The organism is Symbioplanes lichenis (genome assembly GCF_030709675.1).
In the GTDB taxonomy this organism is placed as follows: domain Bacteria; phylum Actinomycetota; class Actinomycetes; order Mycobacteriales; family Micromonosporaceae; genus Actinoplanes; species Actinoplanes lichenis.
The window spans coordinates 59,626-79,362 of sequence record NZ_JAUZQD010000006.1 but is presented as its reverse complement, the minus strand read 5'-3'; the positions used below and the strand labels follow the sequence as shown (position 1 = coordinate 79,362).

The window sequence follows — 19,737 nt, the reverse complement described above, 5'->3', positions numbered from 1 at the left end:
ATGGCGTCATGATCATGGAGACGCGCGGGGTCGACGACGTTCTGGGCCGGGCCCGCGAGGGCCTGCGGCGGCTCGGCCCGCACGAGGTCGCGGCGGCTGTCCGGGCCGGGGCGCTGCTCGTCGACACGCGCACCGACGTGCAGCGCGGTGAGCAGGGGGAGCTGCCGGGGGCGCTCGTCATCGACCGGACGGTCCTGGAGTGGCGGCTCGACCCGGCCTCGCCGAACCGGATTCCCGAGGCGACCGGGTACGACCGGCAGGTCATCGTGGTGTGCCGCCAGGGCTACAGCTCGAGCCTCGCCGCGGCCAGCCTGCAAGCGGTCGGGCTGCACGCGGCCACCGACATGATCGGCGGCGTGGAGGCGTGGCTCGCCGCCGGGCTGCCCGTCAGCCACGAACCGGCCGACATCCGCCGTTAGGGCACGTCTGGCGGATCACGACGGCCTGCGGCGGACCCAGCTTCCGCCTCGCTGCGCGGTGCGGGCGGCCCGATACAACCCCGGTATCGGACCACGCGAAACCTGGGCCTCGCCTCGGCGACGCCGTGATCCGCCAGACGCGCCGTAGGATTCCCGCATGGGCCACCCGGTGATGTTCGACGACGCCGATCCGTTGCTGGGCCGGGTGCGGGAGCTCGCGCTGGCGTTCCCCGACGCGGCCGAGAAGATCTCGCACGGGCGGCCGTCGTTCTACACCACGAAGGTGTTCGCGCACTACGGCGGCTCGCGCAAGACGCCGGACGGGTTGGAGCGGCACGATTGCGCGCTGCTCGTGCTGCCCGGCGAGGACGAGCGGGCGGCGCTGCTGGAGGAGGGGCGGTGCTTCGTGCCCGCGTACGTGGGGCATGCGGGGTGGATCGGGGTCGACCTGAGCGACGGCACCGACTGGGGTGAGATCGGCGAGTTGCTCGACGCGAGTTACCGCCGCACGGCCGGGCCGCGGCGAGTGGCCAGGTTGGACAAGGCTTAGCGCCGGGCCGCTTCAGCGCTGGGCCGCCGCGGTGCTGGGCCGTTTCAGCGCTGGGCCGCCGCGGTGCTGGGCCGTTTCAGCGCTGGGCCGCCGCGGTGCTGGGCCGCTTCAGCGCGGGCCGCTTCAGCGTCGGGGGCCGTGGATTTCGGCGTGCAGGCGCTCCATGCGTTTGTCGAGGCGGGCGGCGTCCTCGGCGGCTTCGGCCAGCTCCTCGCGGAGGGCGGCGGGGATGTCGGGGTCGTACTTGTAGTAGATCTTGTGTTCGAGGCTGGCCCAGAAGTCCATGGCCACCGTGCGCAGCTGCACCTCGACCGGCACCGCGACGACGCGGTCGGAGAGGAAGACCGGGATCTCGACGATCAGGTGCAGGCTGCGGTAGCCGTTGGGCTTGGGCTCGGCGATGTAGTCCTTGGTGACGACCAGGTTGATGTCCGGCTGGCGGGTCAGCATGTCGGCGACCGTGTAGACGTCGGAGACGAAGCTGCACACGATCCGGATGCCGGCGATGTCGCGGATCCGGGACCGGACGTCGTCGTAGGTCAGCGGGCAGCCGATGCGCTGCGCCTTGGCCGCGATGCTGGACGCCGTCTTGAGCCGGGGGCTGACGTGCTCGATGGGGTTGCCCCGGCCCTTGTGGGCGAGCTCCTCCGCCAGGATCGTGATCTTCGTCTGGATCTCGGCCAGCCCGAACTTGTAGACCATCATGAAGTGCGTCAGATCGTCGCCCGGGTAGAGGAACGCGCGGGTCTCCTGCGGGGTGAACTGCCGGGCGAGCTGCCGGTCGCCGGTCCCGGGCCGCTCGGCCCCGGGGTCCTCGGTCGTCACGGTGCGTGTCTCCAGGATCGTTCGTCGGTGTCGGGACGGCGCAGTCCCCGCCATACCGTATGCGCATGGTGCACCCCGCCGTGCCGCCTCCCCGTAAGCGCCCCATGACCACGGGTCGTGAGCTGCGGTTATTCTCTCACCTCGATCAAAGGATGCATTTTCGGCCTGCTATGGTCCTGATCTTGCAACAGACGGGGGAGGACCACCATGGCTGACATCGACACCGCCCTGCGCGACGCGATGACCATCGACGGCGCGATCGGCGTCGCCCTGGTCGACGTGAGCAGCGGCCTCACGCTCGGCATCGCCGGCGGCGGCCCGGACCGCGACATGACCGTCGCCGCGGCGGGCAACACCGACGTCGTCCGCGCGAAGCTCCGGACGCTGGAGATGATCGGCCTCGAGGACGGCATCGAGGACATCCTCATGACGCTGAGCACCGAGTACCACCTGCTGCGGCCGCTGCGCTCGACCCGCGGTGGCGACTCCCTGTTCCTCTACGTGGCCCTGGTGAAGAGCCGGGCGAACCTGGGCCTGGCGCGCCACCAGCTGCGCCGCATCGAGGCGTCGCTCGACATCTGACGGGTTCGTGGCGCGGCCGGGCGGCGTGCCAGCTTCAGCGGGCCAGGCGGTGGGCCAGCCATTCGACGGCCAGGGGGTAGCGGTAGTCGATGCCGCCGTGGCCCGCCTTGAAGAGCTCGAAGTGGACGCGCTCGTCGGGCAGCCCGATGCGGGCCAGCTCGTCGCGGAACGCTTGGGCGCCCAGGTCGAGGAACCATTCGTCGCGCGTGCCGGCGTCGATCCACACCGCGGACAGGTTGCGCAGTGCGTCGGCGTGGCGCTCGACCATGCGTACGGGATCCCAGTCGAGCCAGCGCTCCCACAGCGAAGGGATCAGCCGGCCCGAGCGCGGGTCGAACGGCAGTTGCGGCGTGCCGTCCGCGCCGGGCGAGAACGCCGCCGTGCAGCCGAGAATGAGCAACAGCAGCATGTCGTTGTCCTCGGTGAACGCCACACGCTCCCGGAACTGCTTCCACCACGCGAGAATGTCGTGGTCGTACTCGCGCAACGCCCGGGCCGCCTTGGCGAACTCGTGGAGATAGCAGTACTCGTACAGGGCGTCGCCGGCGTGAGTGGCGAGCGCGCCGAACAGATCCGGGCGCAGCATCGGCGTGATCATCGCCCCGAAACCACCGGACGACTTCCCGGAGATCGCCCGCGAGGCCGCCGCCGGAATGGTGCGGAAACGCGCGTCCACCCAGGGGACAACCTCATTGCAGAGGTACGAGTGATAGGCCCCCGTGCCCGGCGAGTCCACGAATTGCGAGCCGCCGTACGCGGTGAACGCGTCCACGTAGACGACGATGCACCCCGGCGCCCGCCCCTCGGCGAACACCTGGTCCGCGGTCGCGGGGAACGGCGTGCGGAAAGGCGTCTTGTTGCCCCACATCGCCAGCTCGCCGGAGTAGCCCTGGATCACGTAGATCGCGGGACAACGCTCGTCGGATTCGTCGTACCCGGGCGGGGTGTAGACCCACAGCGGCCGCACATGGGGGTCGCCGAGCGGATTGCCCCGCAGCAGTTCCGATTCGATCGTCGCCTCGTGCAGCTGTCCCGCAAGCTCCCAAGTCATGGTCGCCACGGTATCCACCCGCGCCTCGTCCCGCCCCCTCTCGCGTCGCCTTCCTCGCCACGCGTCGCCTCGTCTCGCGCCGCTTCGGAGGGCGCCGTGCTCAAGGGCTGAGCTTCGCCCAGCTCGACGGTGAGGGCGCGTCGTGGCCGGCGCCGCAGGGCTTCGCCGAGCTCTTTCCGCGGCACCGCGTTTCGCAGTTCGTTCTCTCGACCGCGCACGGTTTTTCGGAGGTTGGCGATCGCGGCGCGTCGGGTCAGCGGCGCAGGGCTTCGCGGAGGTTGACGATCAGGACGAGGAGGGCGGCGGCGAAGAAGCCGACCGTGAAGACGTAGCGGCCGGTGAACCAGAGGAGGATCAGGATGGCGACCAGGGCGGCGGCCGCGGCCAGGCGGAGGGCGACCGCGACGAGCTTGCCGCGGATCAGGCCCTCGACCGTCAGCAGCAGGACGAGCCAGATGCCGGCGACGTCAGCCGGCGACAGCTTGTGGTTGAACGGGGAGAACGCCGCGCCGATCGCCCACAGGATCAGCGGGGTGCTGATGACCGACCACCACGAGATGAGGCGGCCGCGGAGACCGGTGGACTGCTGCAGGGGTACGCGGCGGTGCAGCAGATGGGCGTGCGGGTGCTCCGGCTCGGGTGCTTCGGCGAGACGCAGTTGCTCGTCGGCGAGGCGGGTCCGTTCCATCCGGAGTTGGAGCAGGTGCTGCTCGCGGCCGGCCAGGGCGCGTACTTCCGGGGCCGACGACGCGAGGCCCGCCGCGGTGACGCGCAGATCGTCGGCGAGGGCGTCGATCTCGGTGTCGAGCTCGGCGAGGCGGGCGGCGGCGCGGTCGGCCCGGACGGCGATCAGGGCCTTGGCGGCGGCCGGGTTGGGGGCGACCTTCGCGAGGCCGGCCCAGCTGACCGGGTCGGCCCACGACTTGCGTACGGTGCCGTCGCGCTCGTAACGAGGACCGGCGGGACCGCGCTCGCCGCCGAGCCGGTCGCGGGTGTCGTGGCCCCACAAGCCACGGTAGTCGCGGACCCAGGCGGTGTCGTCACCGATCACGACGGCGTCCCACCCCTCCGGCTGCCCCGGGCCGATCGTGCGGCCGTCACCGCGGGCGTAGTCGACGTACGGGATGCCGAGCCCCTCCGCCTCGTGCGCCGACCAGGGGGCGAGCCAGCGGGCGGGCGTACGCAGAACGGTCACGAGACCACTGAGGCGCTGGGGGCGTACGGTGATCAGGTAGTCGCCCGGAAGATAGGCGCCGGAGTGGGAACCCGCCCCCGCGAACACCACGGGGTGCCGCCCGCCGACCAGCGTCAGATCCGGGTCGTCCCAGCGCCGCCGCAGATCGTCGCCGGTCTCGTCGTGCGCGGAGTAGACGACCCAGCGCGCCGGCGGCAGCCCCGTCTCGTCGCGCACGCCGGTCCCGTCGAGATAGACGGTCACCTGCTCCCAGTCGCCCTCGTGCTCGTTGACCCCGCCGAAGGCCGAGCGCCAATTGTTGAAACTGTAGAAGAACCAGTACTGCAGGACGATCCACGGGCTGTCCCGCAGCACCCGCCCGTGATACGTCGGCCGCTCCGGCGCCAGATGGTCCCGTTGCATCAGGAAAGACCGTGCCGCGCTGCCGCCGGGTACGCTGCCCCGCACGATCAATGACGCCCGGTTGAGCGTGTCCACAAACCGCGCCGTCAGCCCGACCGAAGCCAACCGGCTGGCGCCGTGCAGGTGCGGCGGGCGCTCCCGCAGGGGAATGAGTGCCGGGCCCTCGCTGCGCGCGACGGCCGACAGCGAATGGTGCAGGCCGTGCTCGGCGCCGCCCGCCTTGGCGAGCGCGGCCAGATCGAGCTCCTGCGCGGCGACAACCTCGGCGGACGGCCCGCCCGGCTCGTCGCGCCACAGGCTCGCACACGCGACGTAACGCTCGGCCGACACCGGAAAGAAGAACTCGCCGTCGGTGTAACGAATGGCCGGCTCGTACGCACGCAGAAGGGCGAGGTCGTCGGTGTGGCTCAAGGTGCGGGGTCCTCTCGTGTGCGCACCGCGAGGCTATCGGGCCGCTCCGAGCGGCCGACCGTGCCCCATACCCCTATTCGCGCGGGCGCCCGCGGTGTACGTCGCCGGCGCGGCGGCGAGGAGCGTCATCCCGCACCAGCAGTGCCCAGCCGAGAGTGGCGAGTGCAATGACGCAGGCCGCGATGGTGAGCCCGAAGGCGGCGTATTCGTGCCACTCGGACAGCACGCCGTCGCATTGGTCGTTCGGGGTGGGTAGCGCGGAAATCGCTATGGCCTCCGCGACACAGAGGGCCACGACGGCCACGATCGTCATCGCGCGCTCCGTGGGATCCTTCGCCCGCTGGAAGAACTTCGCGTCGACTCCGAGAGCGATGAGGAGCAATGGAATAATCTGGCTGACCTGCGCGAAGTACTCCTGGGAGATCGCTCCGCCGCACATCGAGCCGATGACGCCCAAGACCTCGGCATCGATCGGTACGGTGCTGATGTCGCCGCCCGTGAGCCGTCCGAGCACCTTGGCGTATTCCCTGGTGGCGTCCTCCCAGCTCCGAACCGCCCCCTGACTCAGCCCCCAGTCCCAATAGACACCACCGAGATAAGCGGCGAAGGTACCGGCGAGAATAGGTAGCCCGCCGCGGAGTCGCCGCCATTCGGGACGCTGGGCTGAGCGGCGCCGTCCTGAGCAGTACAGAGCCGGGCTCGCTTGCACCACGGCGCTCAGCGCCAGTGCCTGCGCGACGATGTAAGAGGATGCCAGAGAGATGTCGATGGCCGGGGAGTGTGGTCCGAGGACGAGGAAAGTATCCAATGCCACGGTGAGGACCGTTGCTGCCGCCCACGACAGGTACGACACTCGGCGCAACCGGAACCCGTGGACGAGAAGGGACACGCCCAAGAGCAGGATCATGCCGCCTGCGTCGATCGGGACGAGGTAGGAGTAGCGGAGGGAGGTGTCCTCGGTCGCGGCCTCGACGAAGTCGTCGCTGAACGCGATCGGAACGAAGACGAAGGCCAGAGCCACCAGCAGGATGGCAGTGCGCCGTGACTCTCCGGTGTCGCGCATGCCCGTGCGGTCGGTCATCATTCCTGGCTACTCGGGGCTGCGGCCGGAAGGGATACCCCGGAAGGACGAAGTGTCACCGGCTCTGACGAGATCGGTGTGTCGTTTCTACGCAGTCGGATCGCCGCTACTTCGGCTGAGGAACAGCCTGTTGTTATTGATGTTCGTCGATCGTAGGATGCGGCGGGTAAGCGCTTACCAGGCTCGCCGAGGAGCGACGATGAGGCTCATACGCTGGACGGCCCCCGCTGCGGCCGCGCTGGCCCTGTCCGTGGCTGCGCCGGTCGCAGCCGCACCCGTGCCGGCGGCGGTCGGTGCCGGGTCGGCGGTGGAATCGGTTCCCGGGCCGCCGCCGGGGACGGTGACGCGGCCGGTGTTGTCGGCGGCCGAGGCGGCGCCCTATGTGGCGGAGAACTATCTGCGGTGGTCGGGTACGTACGCGGCGCCCGTCGAGAATCCCTGGCGGCCCGGACCGATCCGGACCGGGCGGCCGGACTTCGTGGTGGGCGCGGGGACCGGAGGGGTGGGCGCGGGCAGCGGTGGGACGGGAGCTGGAATCGGTTTCCGCACGATCCAGGAGGCGGTCAACCGCGCCTACCAGCAGGGCGGCACCGCTCGCCGGACCATCGCCGTGCTGCCTGGTACGTACACTGGAACCGTTTTCATCCCGGCCGGCTCGCCGCCGCTGACCGTCTACGGGGCCGGGGCGCCGGGGCAGGTGCGACTGGAGTTCAGCGTGGACGCCACGATCAGCCCGGCGGCCTGGGCGGCGCTGGTCAATGCCGGTGGGCGCTATGCCGAGGGCGACCCGGCCTGGACCATGTTCCAGTCGTGTGCCACCCGCACCAGTGCGACGGCCGGGCTCTGCGCCACCGTGCTCTGGTCGCAGGCCCCCGACCTGCAGCTCAAGAACCTCACCGTCGTCAACACGCTGCTCGACACGGTGGACCGGGGCACGCACCAGGCGCTCGCGGTGCGGACCGATGCCGACCGCACGCTGCTCGAGGGCGTGCGGCTCATCGGGCGGCAGGACACCTTCTACGCGAACGCCGAGGACGCCACGCGGATCGCCCGGGTCGTGGTGCGGGACAGCTACCTCGAGGGGGACACCGACTTCGTCTTCGGGCGGGCGAGCGCGGTGTTCGACCGGAACCGATTCCACCTCGTTTCCACGCGCAAGGACAGCGGCGGCATCATCTTCGCCCCGAGCACACTCCCGCAGTGGCGCTTCGGGTTCCTGGTCACGCGCTCGCTCATCACGGCCGACGCGGGCTATCAGGCCGCACCGACCGGTTTCCTCGGCCGGGCGTGGGACCAGGGCGCGGGCACAACTGGCTACGTTCCCGGAACGAGCCCGAACGGCCAGCTCGTCCTCCGCGACAGCCGCATCGGCCCGGGCTTCGTGGCCGACGCGCCGTGGGCCCCGGCCGCCACGACGGGCCGCCCCTTCGCCGCGCCGATCGAGCCCGGCCGTGACCTCGACGACCCCACCCACAACCGCCTCTGGGAGTACGCGACGCGCCCGGCAGGAAAGGTGCACCCGTGAAGACACTTGTGACGGCCGTGGTGACGGCCCTGATCGTGGCGCTGCTGCCGGCCCCGGCTCAGGCGGCGCCGGTCACGATCACGAACGGCGTGCAGTTCACGGACACGACCGGCGCCGGGGTCCACGCGCACGGGGGCGGGGTGCTCAAGGCCGGCGCCTACTGGTACTGGTTCGGGGAGAACCGGAACGCCGATGACACGTTCCGGGCCGTTTCCGTCTACCGTTCCAGCGATCTGCGGACGTGGGAGTTCCGGAACAACGTGCTGACGTCGTCCTCGGCGGGCGAGCTGGCGAGTGCGAAGATCGAGCGGCCGAAGGTGGTCTGGAACGCGGCGACCGGCCGGTACGTCATGTGGATGCACAAGGAGAACGGCACCGACTACGGCGAGGCCCGGGCGGCGGTCGCGTCGTCGGCGACCATCGACGGCGCTTACACGTACCACGGCAGTTTCCGGCCTTTGAATCAGCACATGTCGCGGGACATCACGCTGTACGAGGAGGGCGGCACCGCCTACATGATCTCGGCGGCCGACGAGAACCGGGACCTGCAGATCTATCGCCTGACCGCCGACTATCTCCAGATCGCCGCGCTGGTCGGCAATTTCTGGGACAACGCGACCCGCGAGGCGCCGGCGTTGTTCAAGCGCAACGGCGTCTATTTCATGCTGACGTCGGGGACCTCCGGCTGGAACCCGAACCAGGCCAGGTACGCGACCGCCACCAGCATCGGCGGGCCCTGGTCGGGCTGGACCAACGTCGGCGACTCGACCACGTTCGGCTCCCAGCCGGCCTATGTGCTGCAGGTGGGCAACGCGTTTCTCTACATGGGCGACCGGTGGGCCGGGGCGTGGTCGGGTCCGGTCAACGATTCGCGCTACGTCTGGCTGCCGATGGGCTTCCCGAGCAGCACGTCGATGTCGCTGACGTGGTATCCCACCATCACGATCGACGCCGCCGCGGGCACGGTCACCGGCAATCCGGCCACCTATTACCGCGTCACCAACCGCGGCAGCGGCAAGGTGCTGGATGTGGTCAGCGCGTCGATGGCCGACAATGCCGAGGTCAAGCAGTACGCCTGGAACAGCGGCGGGAACCAGCGCTTCGAGTTCCGGGACGCCGGCGGCGGCTACGTCCAGATCGTCGCCCAGCACAGTGGCAAATGCCTCGACGTTGCGGGCAGTTCGACAGCGGACGGCGCGAACATCATCCAGTACGCGTGTGGCACCGGCACCAATCAGCAATGGCAATGGGTCGCCACCGGAAGCTATTACCAGCTGCGCGCCCGGCACAGCGGCAAGTGCCTCGACGTGGTGAACGCGTCCACGGCCGACGGCGCCGACGTGCAGCAGTACACGTGCGGCAGCGGCACCAATCAGCAATGGACCCGCACCAGCTGACCGGGAACGGGAAGGGGATCAGGCCAGCAGGCACTCCCGCATCGTCTTGCCGGGGTTGAAGCCGCCGGCGACCCGTTCGGAGGTGGTGTCGTACACGGTGACGGTGTTGTTGCGGCGCATCAGCTCGCGCACCGGCGGCGGCAGCGGCGGCGGGTCGATCGCGTCGCGCAGGGTGCGGGTCGCGAAGATGAGCCCCTCGGCCAGCGACGCGGCATCGGTGTCGACGCGCACCCGCCCGAACTCCCAGCCGGCGATCGTCAGGTCGAGCAGCTCGAACATGCGCGCGAGCAGCGGCTCCGGGTCGGCCAGGCGGACCGCCCGCTTGGCGTCCGCGTCGAGCACCGCGACGCTCGCGGCGATCTGGGCGTACGGATGCAGGGGCAGCTCGAACAGCGACCAGCGCAAGTAACCCCCGGCGGCCGACCACAACGGACGGTAGTTGCGACGGTCGACGGTCAGCGCGTGCCCGGTGCGCCGGTGCAGCTCCGCGACCTGACTGCGCAGGTCGGCGTGGGCGGTGTCGGCCGCCTCGTGGATGATGTGCGCCGCCACCGCGAGCCCGTCGTCGCCGGTGAGCAGCCGCTGGAGCTCCGCCGACTGGTCGGGGAAGGGCACGCGCGCCTGGCGGCCGAAGCGCTGCCGGGCCTCCGCGAGCAGCGCCCGCTGCCGATCGGGATCGTGCTCGACCTGCCGCTTGCGCGACCCCAGCCCGAAGAACCGCATGCCGCCTCGTCTCGCCGCCGAATCCAGGACCCGGCCATGCTAATTCAGATGCGCCGAAGCACCGAGACCACCTTGCCCAAGATCACCGCGTGGTCGCCGTCGATGGGCTCGTACGCCGGGTTGCGCGGCTCGAGGAGCACGTGGCCGCCGCGGCGGCGGTAGACCTTGACGGTCGCCTCGTCGTCGAGCAAAGCGGCCACGATGTCGCCGTTGTAGGCGTCCTGCTGCTGGCGGACCACCACGGTGTCGCCGTCGCAGATGGCCGCGTCGATCATCGAGTCGCCCTGGACGCGCAGGCAGAAGACGGTGCCCCGGCCGACCAGCTCGCGCGGCAGGTGCAGGGTCTCGACGTCCGTCTCCTCGGCGAGGATGGGCGTGCCGGCGGCGATCGTGCCGACCAGCGGGACGCCGACCGTGTCGGGCGCGCTCTTCTCGCCGTCGCCGTCGGTGCCCAGGAACATGCGGACGTCCACCGGGCGCGACGCCGTCCGGCCGCGGCGCAGGAAGCCCCACTCCTCGAGCACGCGCAGGTGCCGGCCGACCGTCGAGGGGGAGAGGCCGAGGGCGTCGCCCAGCTCGCGGGTGGACGGCGAGTAGCCGTACCGGACCGCCCAGTCGCGGATGACGGTGAGGATCTTCCGCTGGCGGTCGGTCAGCGTGGACGTGTCGAGATCCTCGGGCATCATCTCCAGATCTTGACTCATTCCAGGTCAGAGTGGGGGGAGGCGCGCGGGGCGGCCAGTCGCGACGCCGCCTGGGCCACGAACGCGCGGCGCCGGGCCCGCTCGCCGGGCGACGCCGGGTCGGCGCCGGTCAGCATGAAGGCGAGCTGGGGGAGCCCGTGCCACCAGGCGGCCAGCGCGATCAGCGTGAACGTCAGGTACGCGGGGTCGACGTCCGGATCGATCAGGCCCTGGCGCTGGGCCTCGCGGATGGCCTCGACCTTCTCCCGATAATGCTTCGTCCGGCTTGCCTCGTCGGCGATGAACCCGGCCTGGATGCCCTCCCACTGCAGCAGCCGCGACAGGTGCGGGTGCTCGGCGTGGTAGTCGAAGGTGCGCGCCGCGAACTCGCCGATGTCGTGCAGCCCGACCGGGTGCAGGGCGACGCCCGCCGCGAGGTTGTCCAGCGCCTCGGTCAGGACGGTGGCGAAGAGCTGCTGCTTGTCGCCGAAGTACTTGTAGAGGCGCTCCTTGTTGATGCCGGCCCGCTCGGCGATGCGCGCCATGGTCGTGCCGTCCGGCCCCCGCTCGGCGAACTCGGCGACCGCCGCCTCCTTGAGCCGCCGCCGGGTCGCCTCGGTGTCCCACGCCATGCCCCGAGCTTACGGCCGGGCGATGCGGCGGGGCGCTCAGGTGCGGCGACGACGAGCGATGACGACGCCCGCGGCGGCAAGCGCGGCGACGAGGAGAGCCGCGACGGCGGGCACGGCAAGACCCCGGGAACGATCATGACCAGAGAGCGGCGCAGGAGAAGGCGACACAGGAGCAGGTGAGGGCGGAGGGGTGGTGGTCCGGAGGGCCGACGGGTAGCGCAGGACCTCCGGCCTGGTCCCCTCCGACGCGGTGAGCAGGGCAGACCCGTCCCGGCTGTACGCGATCGCCTCCCCCTGCGGCTCGTCCGGCAGAGCCACGGACCGCGGCGACCCGGACGTCAGCGCGCCGATCACGTCCCCGTTGACGACCGGGAACTCGAACGCGTCGGCGTACGTCCGGATCGCGACCTTGGTGCCGTCGGGCGCGTTCGTGCCGCCGGTCAGGACGAAGTGGCCCGCCAGGTCGTACGGATTGGGGGTGGTCGTGACCGGGATCCGCACGGACCCGGCGGCGCGCAACGGGGTCGTCCTGCCCGTGCACAGCTCGCCGGCGGGCACGTAGAGGTCGCCCGCGAACGGATCCTTGGTGATCACGATCGGGGTGCCGTCGCCGTCGAGGACGAGCGTCTCGGCGTTGTGGGCCCCGTCCGGGTACGACAGCTTGCAGTAGACCGGTTTCTTCGCGCCGGGCGCCAGCCGCCACAGCCCGATCGACTTGCGCGCCGAGCCGTTGTCGCCGATGTCCCCGATCCAGACGGTCCCGTCCGGGGCGACGGCGAGGTCCTCGGTGTCCGTGGGCTCGTCCGGGAACTTGACCGTACGCTCCACCGCGCACTCGCGGTCGAGGAAGAAGATGCGCCGGTGCGAGGGGTGGTCGCTGCCGTCGTTGGCCGCCACGTAACCGTCGGCGGTGACCGCCAGCCCGGACAGCTCGTCGAGCCGGTCGTCGTCGATGGTGCAGACCGTGGCCGGGGAAGGGGCGGCGGGTGCCGCCGGCAGCAGGAGCGCGGCGACCGTACTCACGATGATCGCCGCTCCCACCCGATCAGTCTCGCATCCGCACGCCACGCGAGCGGCGCAGGATCACCGGCGCCATTCCGCCCAGCGTGAGGATCATGCCCACGACCTGCGGCGATGTGGGCCACGGCCCGAGCCCGAGCGCCGCCGAGGACACGCCGACCAGGGGTGGCACGGCCAGGCCGAGCAGCGCCGAGTACGCCGCCCCGGCCGCCAGGATGATGCGGTGCTGCACCAGGTACGCCGGCACGTAGATCACGATGCCGAGAAAGGCGAGCAGCCCGATCGCGGCCCAGCCGGCGCGCTCGCCCGTCGTCACGTCCCCGCCGGCCCAGAGGGCGAGCGGCACCGTGCCCCACGCGAAGACGGGCAGGATCCGCGGCGCCGTCGGTCCGGAGTAACCCCTGTTCACGCGGGCGAACGCCAGCCCGTAGCACGCCATGGACAGCATCGCCGCGACCGCGCACACCGTGCCCAGGACCACGCCGCCGCCGAGGGAGCCGGCCAGCCGCGGGAGCACGTACAGGATGGCGCCGATGATCGCCACGGCCGTGCCGGCGATCGTGGCGAGCGGGGGCCAGGTGCGGCCCAGCACGCTCTCGGCGGCCAGGACCACGGCCGGGGCCAGCGCGAGCACCAGGCTGGGCAGCGCCGGTCCGGCCTGGGCGATGGCCACTGTCGACAGCATGGTGTACGCGGTGACGCCCGTCCCCGCGAGCAGCACGACCTGCCCCCACCGATAGCCACCGGCCGCCGGCGACCGGGAGAAGCGCGTCAGCACGAGCAGCCCGATCACCGTGAACGCCGTCCGGCCAGCCGACACGATCCCGCTGCTCGCCCCGCGCAGCGCGCTGTCGACGACCAGCCAGGTCGCGGTCAGCAGCAGGACCTGGGCGGCCGACTCGGCGGCCAGGCGCGCTCTCACAGCGATGATCTTAACTTTCACAAGTCATGCACGTAAGCGCATGTGTTCAGGAGTGGAAATTGATGCCCGTAGGGGATGGTGCCGGAAACACGGCTGCTGCAAGATCCCTTGTTGATCGGCCGCCGACGATGTGTTCGTGCCCGCCTCCACAGTGGCGGCCCGGCGCGGGACGCGCGGCACTGTGACAACAAGGAGGCAGCCCTCGTGGGCGACACCATGGGCCGGACCGGGGGCAGCCGTACACGGCTCACCCGGGCAGCCGGCATAGGCATCCTGCTGACCGCGCTGGGCGCGGTCGCCGTCCCGTCCGCGGCGTCGGCCGCCCCGGCGGGCGCGGGCCACGGCTTCACGCCCGTCCCGGCCGGCTCGAAGGCCGTCAACCTGCCGCCCAGCATGGCGGACGAGCCCGTCACCGTGCTGCTGGAGCTCGGCGGCGACCCCGTCGCGGTGGCCGACGTCGCCGCCGCGACCCCGCTGACCAGCACGCAGAAGAAGCAGAAGGCGGCGGCCCTGGACCAGGCGCAGGCGCCCGTCGAGCAGAAGGCCCGGCAGCTCGGCGGCACGGTGCTCGGCTCGTACCAGCACGCCTACAACGGCGTCAAAGTGCGCATCAAGCGCAGCCAGGTGGACACGCTCGCGGCGCAGCCCGCCGTGGTCGCGGTGCACCCGGTCCGCGCCGTCGAGCCCGACAACACCAACGGCGTCCCGCTGATCGGCGCTCCCGCGGTGTGGGGCGGCTCGGACAAGCTGCACGGCGAGGGCGTCAAGGTCGCCGTCATCGACACCGGCATCGACTACACGCACGCGGACTTCGGCGGGCCGGGCACCCCGGCGGCGTACGAGAAGGCGCACGCCGCGGAGACGACGGCGGCCGACCCGGCGCTCTTCGGCCCGAAGGCGGCCAAGGTGAAGGGCGGCGTGGACCTGGTCGGCGACAGCTACAACGCCGACCCCGCCAGCGCGGACTACCAGCCCGTGCCTCACCCCGACAGCAACCCGCTGGACTGCGGCGGCCACGGCACGCACGTCGCCGGCACGACGGCCGGCTACGGCGTCACTGCGGACGGCAAGACCTACAGCGGCGCGTACGACAGCAAGACGATCGCTTCCGGGAAGTGGCTCGTGGGCCCGGGCGTCGCGCCGAAGGCGGACTTGTACGCGGTGCGCGTCTTCGGCTGCGAGGGCTCGACGGACATGACCGTCGACGCCATCGACTGGGCCGTCGAGCACGACATGGACGTCATCAACATGTCGCTCGGCTCGCCGTTCGGCACCAAGGACGCGCCCGAGTCGGTCGCCGCCGACAACGCGTCGAAGGACGGCACGATCGTGGTCGCCTCCGCGGGCAACTCGGGCCCGGCCCCGTACCTGGTGGGCAGCCCCTCCACCGCGACCAGCACGATCAGCGTCGCCGCCAGCGACCCGACGTCCGCCTTCCCGGGTGCGTCGCTCGCGCTGGGCACGGGGGCCACGCTGGACGCGATCAACGCCAACGGCGCGACCTTCACCGACGGGACGACGCTGCCGATCAAGGTGGTCGGCAACGGCGCCGGGGGCATCGGGCTCGGCTGCAGCACCGCCGAGTTCCAGGCGGCCGGCGTGCAGGGCAAGCTCGCTGTGGTCGCCCGCGGCACCTGCGGCCGCGTGGCCAAGGCGATCTACGGCCAGGAGGCCGGCGCCGCCGCGGTCGTGCAGGTCAACAACGACGCCAACTACCCGCCCTACGAGGGTCCGATCACCAGCAACCCCGACACGGGCGCCCCGGCGAACGTCACCATCCCGTTCCTCGGCACGCCCAACACCTCGGCTGCCACGTGGCTGGCGGCGGACGGCTCGACGGTCACGCTGACGAACAAGAACCTGACCAACCCCAACTTCCTGGGTACGGCCAGCTTCTCCTCCGGCGGCCCGCGCACCGGTGACAGCTGGCTCAAGCCGGACGTCACCGCCCCGGGCGTCAGCATCTTCTCCGCCGCCGTCGGCACGGGCACCGCCCCGGTCGCCATGTCCGGCACCTCGATGGCCGCGCCCATGACCGCCGGGCAGGCCGCACTGGTCAAGCAGGCGCACAAGGGCTGGTCCAAGGTGGCCGACCTGAAGGCCGCCATGGTCAACACGTCCGACCCGGCCCGGGTCACCGGCTACACCACCCGGGTCAACGGCGCCGGCCTGATCCAGGCGCCCGGCGCGGTGGACACGCAGGTCGTCGCGCTCGGTGACAGCGGAACCGCGACGCTCAACTACGGCTTCAGCGAGCTGGACAAGAACTACCGCACGACGAAGACCGTCACGGTGAAGAACCTCGGCGCCAAGGCCGCGACCTTCACCGTCGGCACCGAGCGCGCGGCCGGCAGCCCGCACACCGTCAAGCCGTCGACCAAGAAGATCACCGTCCCGGCGCGGAAATCGGTCTCGGTCGCCGTCACCCTCGCGGTGCCGGCGGCGACGGCCGGGGACGCGAGCGCCTTCCACGACGTGGCCGGCCTGATCAAGCTCGCCCCTGTGGCGGGCAGCAACAAGGGCGTCGCGCTGCGGGTTCCGTACTATCTGGTGCCGCAGTCGGTCTCGAAGGTCAGCACCCAGCTCGACCGGCGGGCGCTGCAGAAGTCGGGCAAGGCCACGGCCACGCTCACCAACGTCAAGGGCGCCATCAGCGGTACGGCCGAGATCTTCGCGTGGGGTCTCAGCGACGCCAAGGACGCCGGGGCCGGCGCCGCCGACCTGCGCGCCGTCGGGGCGCAGCGCCGCCCGGACGGGACGCTGGCCTTCGCGCTCAACACCCACGGGCGCTTCGGCAACGCGGCCCGCAACGAGTGGGACGTCTACGTGGACGTCGACGGCGACAAGGTGGACGACTACAACGTCGTCGGCGTCGACTACGGGCTGCTGACCACCGGTGACCTCACCGGGCAGCTGGTGACGGCCGTGGTGGACCTGCGGACGGAGGACATGACGCTGGAGTTCTTCGCCGAGGCTCCGTACGACAGCAGCACCGTGACCTTGCCCGTGCTGGTCTCGCAGCTGTGTCAGCCGGGGTCGCCGTGCCTGTCGGCCACGAACCCGCGGTTCACGTATCACGCCGCGACGTTCGGCATCATCGACGGTCAGGACGACGAGATCGCCGGGACCGCGTCCTTCAACGCGTTCACGCCGGCCGTCAACACCGGCGCCGTCGTCCCGGTCGCCCCGAACCGGCGGGCCACCACGACGGTGACCGTCTCGAAGGCCGAGCTGGCGAAGAGCCCGGCCCGGGGCTGGATGGTCGTCACGCCGGACAACCGCAGCAAGGACGAGGCGCAGCTGATCCCGCTGCGCTGACGCTTGTGAGGCCCCTCGCTTGTGCGGGGGGCCTCACAGCGTCGTCCCCAGCACCAGGCCGCTCAGGGCCGCCGCGACGAGCAGCAGTGCGAACCACGCGCGGCGCCGCCGCACCCGCCGGCGCCCGGCGGCGACGAAGAACTCCAGCTGGCCGCGGGTCGGCGCCTGCCGTAACGGCACCGCGGTGCGCAGTGCTTCCGCGAGGTGGTGCTGCTCGTCGCCCATACCTCTTGGACGCTGCCCGCGGCGTCAGTGTTGCACCACATCCTTCAGCGCCGCGATCGTCTCCCGGACGATGTCGGTCAGGGGCCGCTCCTCGGGCTCGTCGAGCCAGCGGGCGACGGCCGTGCCGATGATCGTGGCGGCGAGCTGCGCGGCGACGGCCGCCTCGAGCTCGCCCAGCCCCCGCGCCCGGAAGCCCGCGGCGCCGGCCTCCGCCACGAGCGCCCCTTTGCGCAGCTCCCGCTCGCGCAGGCCTTCGTCGGAGCGGACCACTTCCCGGCGTACGCGGAGCTGGTCGCGCATCCCCGCGAAGCGCGGCGCGACGACCTCGCACAGCCCGCGCTCGATCAGCTGCATCGTGCTCAGGCCGGCCGGCGCCTCGGCGAAGAACCGCGTGATGACCGGCGGCACGGCGTCCTCGCCCGCGAAGAGCACCTCGCGCTTGTCGGCGAAGTGCCGGAAGAACGTCCGCGTGGTCAGCCCGGCCCGGGCCGTGATCTGCGGCACCGTGACGGCCGCGAAGCCATGCTCGACGAACAGCTCCAGCGCCGCGGCCTGCAGTCGTTCCGCCGCTCCGGGCTCCCATCGGCTCATGCCCCCAGTCTAGTTGACGACATGTAGTGTCATCAGGCAGAGTGACGACACGCAATGTCGTCAAGCGTTTGGGGTCTGTCATGGAACAACCGGTGCTGGTGCTGGGAGCGACCGGATTCGTGGGCCGGCGGCTGGTCGCGGCGCTGCTGGCGGCCGATCACCGGGTGCGCTGCCTGGTCCGCGACCCACAGCGCGCGCGGGACCTGGCCGGTGACCGGGTCGAGCTGGTCCAGGGCGACATGCTCGACGCGGCTGCGGTGGAGCAGGCGGCGGAGTCGGTGCACGCGGTCCACTTCCTGGTGCACACGCTGTCCCGGCAGTCCCGGCGCGACGTCGACTTCATGGAGGTCGAGCAGGCCGGCCTGCGCAACGTGGTCGACGCCGCCCGCCGCCACGGGGTGCGCCGCTTGCTCTATCTCACCGCGATCGGCACCGCCCCGGACGCCGCCAGCAGCTGGGGCCGCGGCCGGGCCCGCACCGAGCAGATGCTCTTCGCCAGCGGCCTCGACGTCACCGTCCTGCGCCCCGGCATGATCGTGGGCCACGGCGGCGACGGCTTCGGCATGATCGAACGCGGCGCCCGCACCCCCGTCGCCATGATCATGGCCGGCCGCCGCACCCGCTTCCGCACCGTCGCCGTCGACGACCTGGCGGGCGCGCTGGTGCAGCTGATGGACGAGCCCCGCGCGCACGGGCGGCACTTCGACGTCGGCTCCGACGACATCCTCACCGTCGGCCAGATGATCGACGAGGCCGCCGCCCACCTGGGCCGCCGCCCGCCCCTCAAGCTCTACCTCCCGCGCCGGGCCGTCGCCGCCCTGGCGCCGGTGCTGGAGCGGGCGGCCGGCATGCCCAAGGGTGCGGTCGCGGGCTTCGTCGGCCCCGGCTCCGACGCCGACCTGGTCGGCGACGCGTCACCGATCCGGTCGCTGCTGTCCCGCCCGCCGATCGGCTATCGAGAGGCCATGGCCGCCGCCCTTGCTAACGCCAGCTGACCAGGCGCGGCATTCCGGTGGCCCCGGCGGCCACGGCGGCGCCCACGGGGACTTCCGTCAGCCGGCGGCTTCCGTCGGTGGGGGCCTGGTAGGCGGTGACGGTGCCCGTGTCGTCGCGGGACAGGAAGGCGACCGCCGATCCGTCCGGGGCCGGGGTGACGTCGTAGTTGAGGTGGTTGTTCGGCGGGATCAGCGGCGTGACGTCCGTCGCGGCCACGTTGGAGCCGGCCGGGCTCAGGTGCTCGGCCAGGTCGGTGATCTCGATGACCTGGCCGCTGCCGTCGCCCAGGATGAGGCGCCGGTCGTCGACCCACGGGCCGACGGACACGGTGGTGCCCTCGTGCCCGGTCAGCTCCAGCGCTTGGACCACCGAGTCGTCCGGGGGCATGGCGGGGAAGACGAACAGGTTGCCGCCGGTGTCGCAGTCTCCGACCGGGCAACGGGCGGAGGCGCCGTGCGTGCCGTCGGCGGAGTACTCGATGACCTGGTCGCTGGTCTTCGGCTCCAGATCCGGCACGCCGGGCAGCTGTTCGGCCCGGCCCGAGGCGAGGTCGTAGCGCCATATCTCGGAGCGGTTGCGCACCCAGGACAGCACCGTGCCGTTGAGCCAGGGCTCCTGGTCGTACGCGGACACGGCGGAGAACCCGGTCGGCTCGGTCAGCGCGGTCACGTCGAGGAAGCCGCCGTCCCGCAGGTCCATGACGCCGACGTGGTGACTGGTGCCGAAGTTGTCCTGCCCCTGGGCCACGACGTAGCGCCAGTCGTCCGAGTAAGTGCCGGCAGTGTCGCGCTTGCAGGTGAGGGCGCTGCTGACGATGCCCGCGGTGTCCGAGTTCATCGCCCGGGGCACGGCGAGCCGGGCGCTGGGCGACCCTGTGCCGGGATCGAGCAGGGTGAGCTGGACCCCGTCGGTGTCGCACGAGGCCATCAGGAGCCCGGAGCCGTCGATCCCGGTGCTGGGCGTGCCGGCGGCCGGCGGTGCCTCCTGGGGAGCTGCGTCTTCTGCGCGGCAGGCGGTTGTGGTGGCGAGGACGAGGAGGCAACCGGCGGCTGCGTTGCTGATGCGCCTGACGGACACGTACGGGCTCCTGGGGAGGGGTGGATTCAACCCTCTCATTATCGGACAAAACGGATGGCAAACGCGGATGCCGTCCCGCGTCGTCCGGCTGTTCCTGACGGGCGGGACGGCG

General features: G+C 71.5%; 19 protein-coding genes. 7 read left to right on the top strand and 12 right to left on the bottom strand.

Annotation, left to right across the window (positions count from 1 at the left end):
* Positions 1-8 precede the first annotated feature (8 nt).
* Positions 9-419 carry a rhodanese-like domain-containing protein gene (locus RAN62_RS15705; RefSeq protein WP_305785380.1) on the top strand — a complete coding sequence of 137 codons (411 nt, stop codon included), beginning with the start codon at positions 9-11 and terminating at the stop codon, positions 417-419.
* 157 nt (positions 420-576) lie between these two features.
* The gene (locus RAN62_RS15700; RefSeq protein ID WP_305785379.1) at positions 577-969 is read left to right on the top strand and encodes an MmcQ/YjbR family DNA-binding protein; all 393 of its coding nucleotides are present in this window, start codon (positions 577-579) and stop codon (positions 967-969) included.
* Between the two features lie 123 nt (positions 970-1,092).
* On the opposite strand, the gene RAN62_RS15695 is transcribed toward RAN62_RS15700, so the two are convergent.
* Positions 1,093-1,794 (bottom strand): GTP pyrophosphokinase, encoded by a 702-nt coding sequence (locus tag RAN62_RS15695; protein ID WP_305785378.1) that lies wholly within the window; start codon positions 1,792-1,794, stop codon positions 1,093-1,095.
* Positions 1,795-2,001: 207 nt separating this feature from the next.
* Here RAN62_RS15695 and RAN62_RS15690 point away from each other — a divergent pair, with 207 nt between their 5' ends.
* Complete coding sequence (locus RAN62_RS15690) at positions 2,002-2,376, top strand: hypothetical protein (RefSeq protein WP_305785377.1); 375 nt, start codon at positions 2,002-2,004, stop codon at positions 2,374-2,376.
* Positions 2,377-2,410: 34 nt separating this feature from the next.
* Here RAN62_RS15690 and RAN62_RS15685 read toward each other — a convergent pair whose 3' ends face one another.
* From RAN62_RS15685 to RAN62_RS15675, 3 genes are all read right to left on the bottom strand, one after another.
* The gene (locus tag RAN62_RS15685; RefSeq protein ID WP_305785376.1) at positions 2,411-3,427 is read right to left on the bottom strand and encodes an alpha/beta hydrolase; all 1,017 of its coding nucleotides are present in this window, start codon (positions 3,425-3,427) and stop codon (positions 2,411-2,413) included.
* 253 nt (positions 3,428-3,680) lie between these two features.
* Entirely contained in the window at positions 3,681-5,435 is a 1,755-nt protein-coding gene (locus RAN62_RS15680; protein WP_305785375.1) for a hypothetical protein, read from the bottom strand.
* A 73-nt stretch (positions 5,436-5,508) separates the two neighbouring features.
* The gene (locus RAN62_RS15675; RefSeq protein WP_305785374.1) at positions 5,509-6,516 is read right to left on the bottom strand and encodes a hypothetical protein; all 1,008 of its coding nucleotides are present in this window, start codon (positions 6,514-6,516) and stop codon (positions 5,509-5,511) included.
* 199 nt (positions 6,517-6,715) lie between these two features.
* Here RAN62_RS15675 and RAN62_RS15670 point away from each other — a divergent pair, with 199 nt between their 5' ends.
* A complete protein-coding gene (locus tag RAN62_RS15670) occupies positions 6,716-8,041 on the top strand; it encodes a pectinesterase family protein (protein ID WP_305785373.1) in 1,326 nt (441 codons plus the stop codon).
* Positions 8,038-9,438, top strand: coding sequence for an RICIN domain-containing protein (locus tag RAN62_RS15665; protein WP_305785372.1), 1,401 nt, complete (start codon positions 8,038-8,040; stop codon positions 9,436-9,438). Before RAN62_RS15670 ends, RAN62_RS15665 begins: the two co-directional genes overlap by 4 nt.
* A gap of 18 nt (positions 9,439-9,456) precedes the next feature.
* On the opposite strand, the gene RAN62_RS15660 is transcribed toward RAN62_RS15665, so the two are convergent.
* The 5 genes from RAN62_RS15660 to RAN62_RS15640 are packed head-to-tail and all read right to left on the bottom strand — an operon-like array spanning position 9,457 to position 13,418.
* Positions 9,457-10,161, bottom strand: a complete 705-nt coding sequence (locus tag RAN62_RS15660) for a hypothetical protein (protein WP_305785371.1) — start codon at positions 10,159-10,161, stop codon at positions 9,457-9,459.
* 44 nt (positions 10,162-10,205) lie between these two features.
* Positions 10,206-10,865 carry a transcriptional repressor LexA gene (gene lexA / locus RAN62_RS15655; RefSeq protein ID WP_305785370.1) on the bottom strand — a complete coding sequence of 220 codons (660 nt, stop codon included), beginning with the start codon at positions 10,863-10,865 and terminating at the stop codon, positions 10,206-10,208.
* Positions 10,862-11,476 (bottom strand): TetR/AcrR family transcriptional regulator, encoded by a 615-nt coding sequence (locus RAN62_RS15650; protein WP_305785369.1) that lies wholly within the window; start codon positions 11,474-11,476, stop codon positions 10,862-10,864. Before RAN62_RS15650 ends, lexA begins: the two co-directional genes overlap by 4 nt.
* Before the next feature lie 36 nt (positions 11,477-11,512).
* Entirely contained in the window at positions 11,513-12,517 is a 1,005-nt protein-coding gene (locus tag RAN62_RS15645; protein ID WP_305785368.1) for an SMP-30/gluconolactonase/LRE family protein, read from the bottom strand.
* 4 nt (positions 12,518-12,521) lie between these two features.
* The gene (locus RAN62_RS15640) at positions 12,522-13,418 is read right to left on the bottom strand and encodes a DMT family transporter (protein ID WP_305785367.1); all 897 of its coding nucleotides are present in this window, start codon (positions 13,416-13,418) and stop codon (positions 12,522-12,524) included.
* A gap of 204 nt (positions 13,419-13,622) precedes the next feature.
* On the opposite strand from RAN62_RS15640, the gene RAN62_RS15635 reads away from it, so the two are divergent.
* A complete protein-coding gene (locus tag RAN62_RS15635) occupies positions 13,623-16,736 on the top strand; it encodes a S8 family peptidase (RefSeq protein WP_305785366.1) in 3,114 nt (1,037 codons plus the stop codon).
* A gap of 33 nt (positions 16,737-16,769) precedes the next feature.
* Here RAN62_RS15635 and RAN62_RS15630 read toward each other — a convergent pair whose 3' ends face one another.
* Positions 16,770-16,961: a hypothetical protein gene (locus tag RAN62_RS15630; RefSeq protein WP_305785365.1), complete on the bottom strand. Its 192-nt coding sequence runs from the start codon at positions 16,959-16,961 to the stop codon at positions 16,770-16,772.
* Between the two features lie 24 nt (positions 16,962-16,985).
* Positions 16,986-17,552, bottom strand: a complete 567-nt coding sequence (locus RAN62_RS15625; protein WP_305785364.1) for a TetR/AcrR family transcriptional regulator — start codon at positions 17,550-17,552, stop codon at positions 16,986-16,988.
* Positions 17,553-17,632: 80 nt separating this feature from the next.
* Here RAN62_RS15625 and RAN62_RS15620 point away from each other — a divergent pair, with 80 nt between their 5' ends.
* Complete coding sequence (locus RAN62_RS15620; RefSeq protein WP_305785363.1) at positions 17,633-18,547, top strand: SDR family oxidoreductase; 915 nt, start codon at positions 17,633-17,635, stop codon at positions 18,545-18,547.
* On the opposite strand, the gene RAN62_RS15615 is transcribed toward RAN62_RS15620, so the two are convergent.
* Complete coding sequence (locus tag RAN62_RS15615) at positions 18,534-19,625, bottom strand: hypothetical protein (RefSeq protein ID WP_305785362.1); 1,092 nt, start codon at positions 19,623-19,625, stop codon at positions 18,534-18,536. The two genes, RAN62_RS15620 and RAN62_RS15615, sit on opposite strands and share 14 nt — an antisense overlap.
* Positions 19,626-19,737 lie beyond the last annotated feature (112 nt).

Excerpts from the sequence above, each read along its gene's own strand:
- RAN62_RS15620 (WP_305785363.1), top strand. The coding sequence starts at position 17,633 with ATGGAACAACCGGTGCTGGTGCTGGGAGCGACCGGATTCGTGGGCCGG.
- lexA (WP_305785370.1), bottom strand. The coding sequence starts at position 10,865 with ATGAGTCAAGATCTGGAGATGATGCCCGAGGATCTCGACACGTCCACG.
- RAN62_RS15670 (WP_305785373.1), top strand. The coding sequence starts at position 6,716 with ATGAGGCTCATACGCTGGACGGCCCCCGCTGCGGCCGCGCTGGCCCTG.
- RAN62_RS15630 (WP_305785365.1), bottom strand. The coding sequence starts at position 16,961 with ATGGGCGACGAGCAGCACCACCTCGCGGAAGCACTGCGCACCGCGGTG.
- RAN62_RS15650 (WP_305785369.1), bottom strand. The coding sequence starts at position 11,476 with ATGGCGTGGGACACCGAGGCGACCCGGCGGCGGCTCAAGGAGGCGGCG.
- RAN62_RS15700 (WP_305785379.1), top strand. The coding sequence starts at position 577 with ATGGGCCACCCGGTGATGTTCGACGACGCCGATCCGTTGCTGGGCCGG.
- RAN62_RS15660 (WP_305785371.1), bottom strand. The coding sequence starts at position 10,161 with ATGCGGTTCTTCGGGCTGGGGTCGCGCAAGCGGCAGGTCGAGCACGAT.
- RAN62_RS15690 (WP_305785377.1), top strand. The coding sequence starts at position 2,002 with ATGGCTGACATCGACACCGCCCTGCGCGACGCGATGACCATCGACGGC.
- RAN62_RS15705 (WP_305785380.1), top strand. The coding sequence starts at position 9 with ATGATCATGGAGACGCGCGGGGTCGACGACGTTCTGGGCCGGGCCCGC.
- RAN62_RS15625 (WP_305785364.1), bottom strand. The coding sequence starts at position 17,552 with ATGAGCCGATGGGAGCCCGGAGCGGCGGAACGACTGCAGGCCGCGGCG.
- RAN62_RS15675 (WP_305785374.1), bottom strand. The coding sequence starts at position 6,516 with ATGACCGACCGCACGGGCATGCGCGACACCGGAGAGTCACGGCGCACT.
- RAN62_RS15685 (WP_305785376.1), bottom strand. The coding sequence starts at position 3,427 with ATGACTTGGGAGCTTGCGGGACAGCTGCACGAGGCGACGATCGAATCG.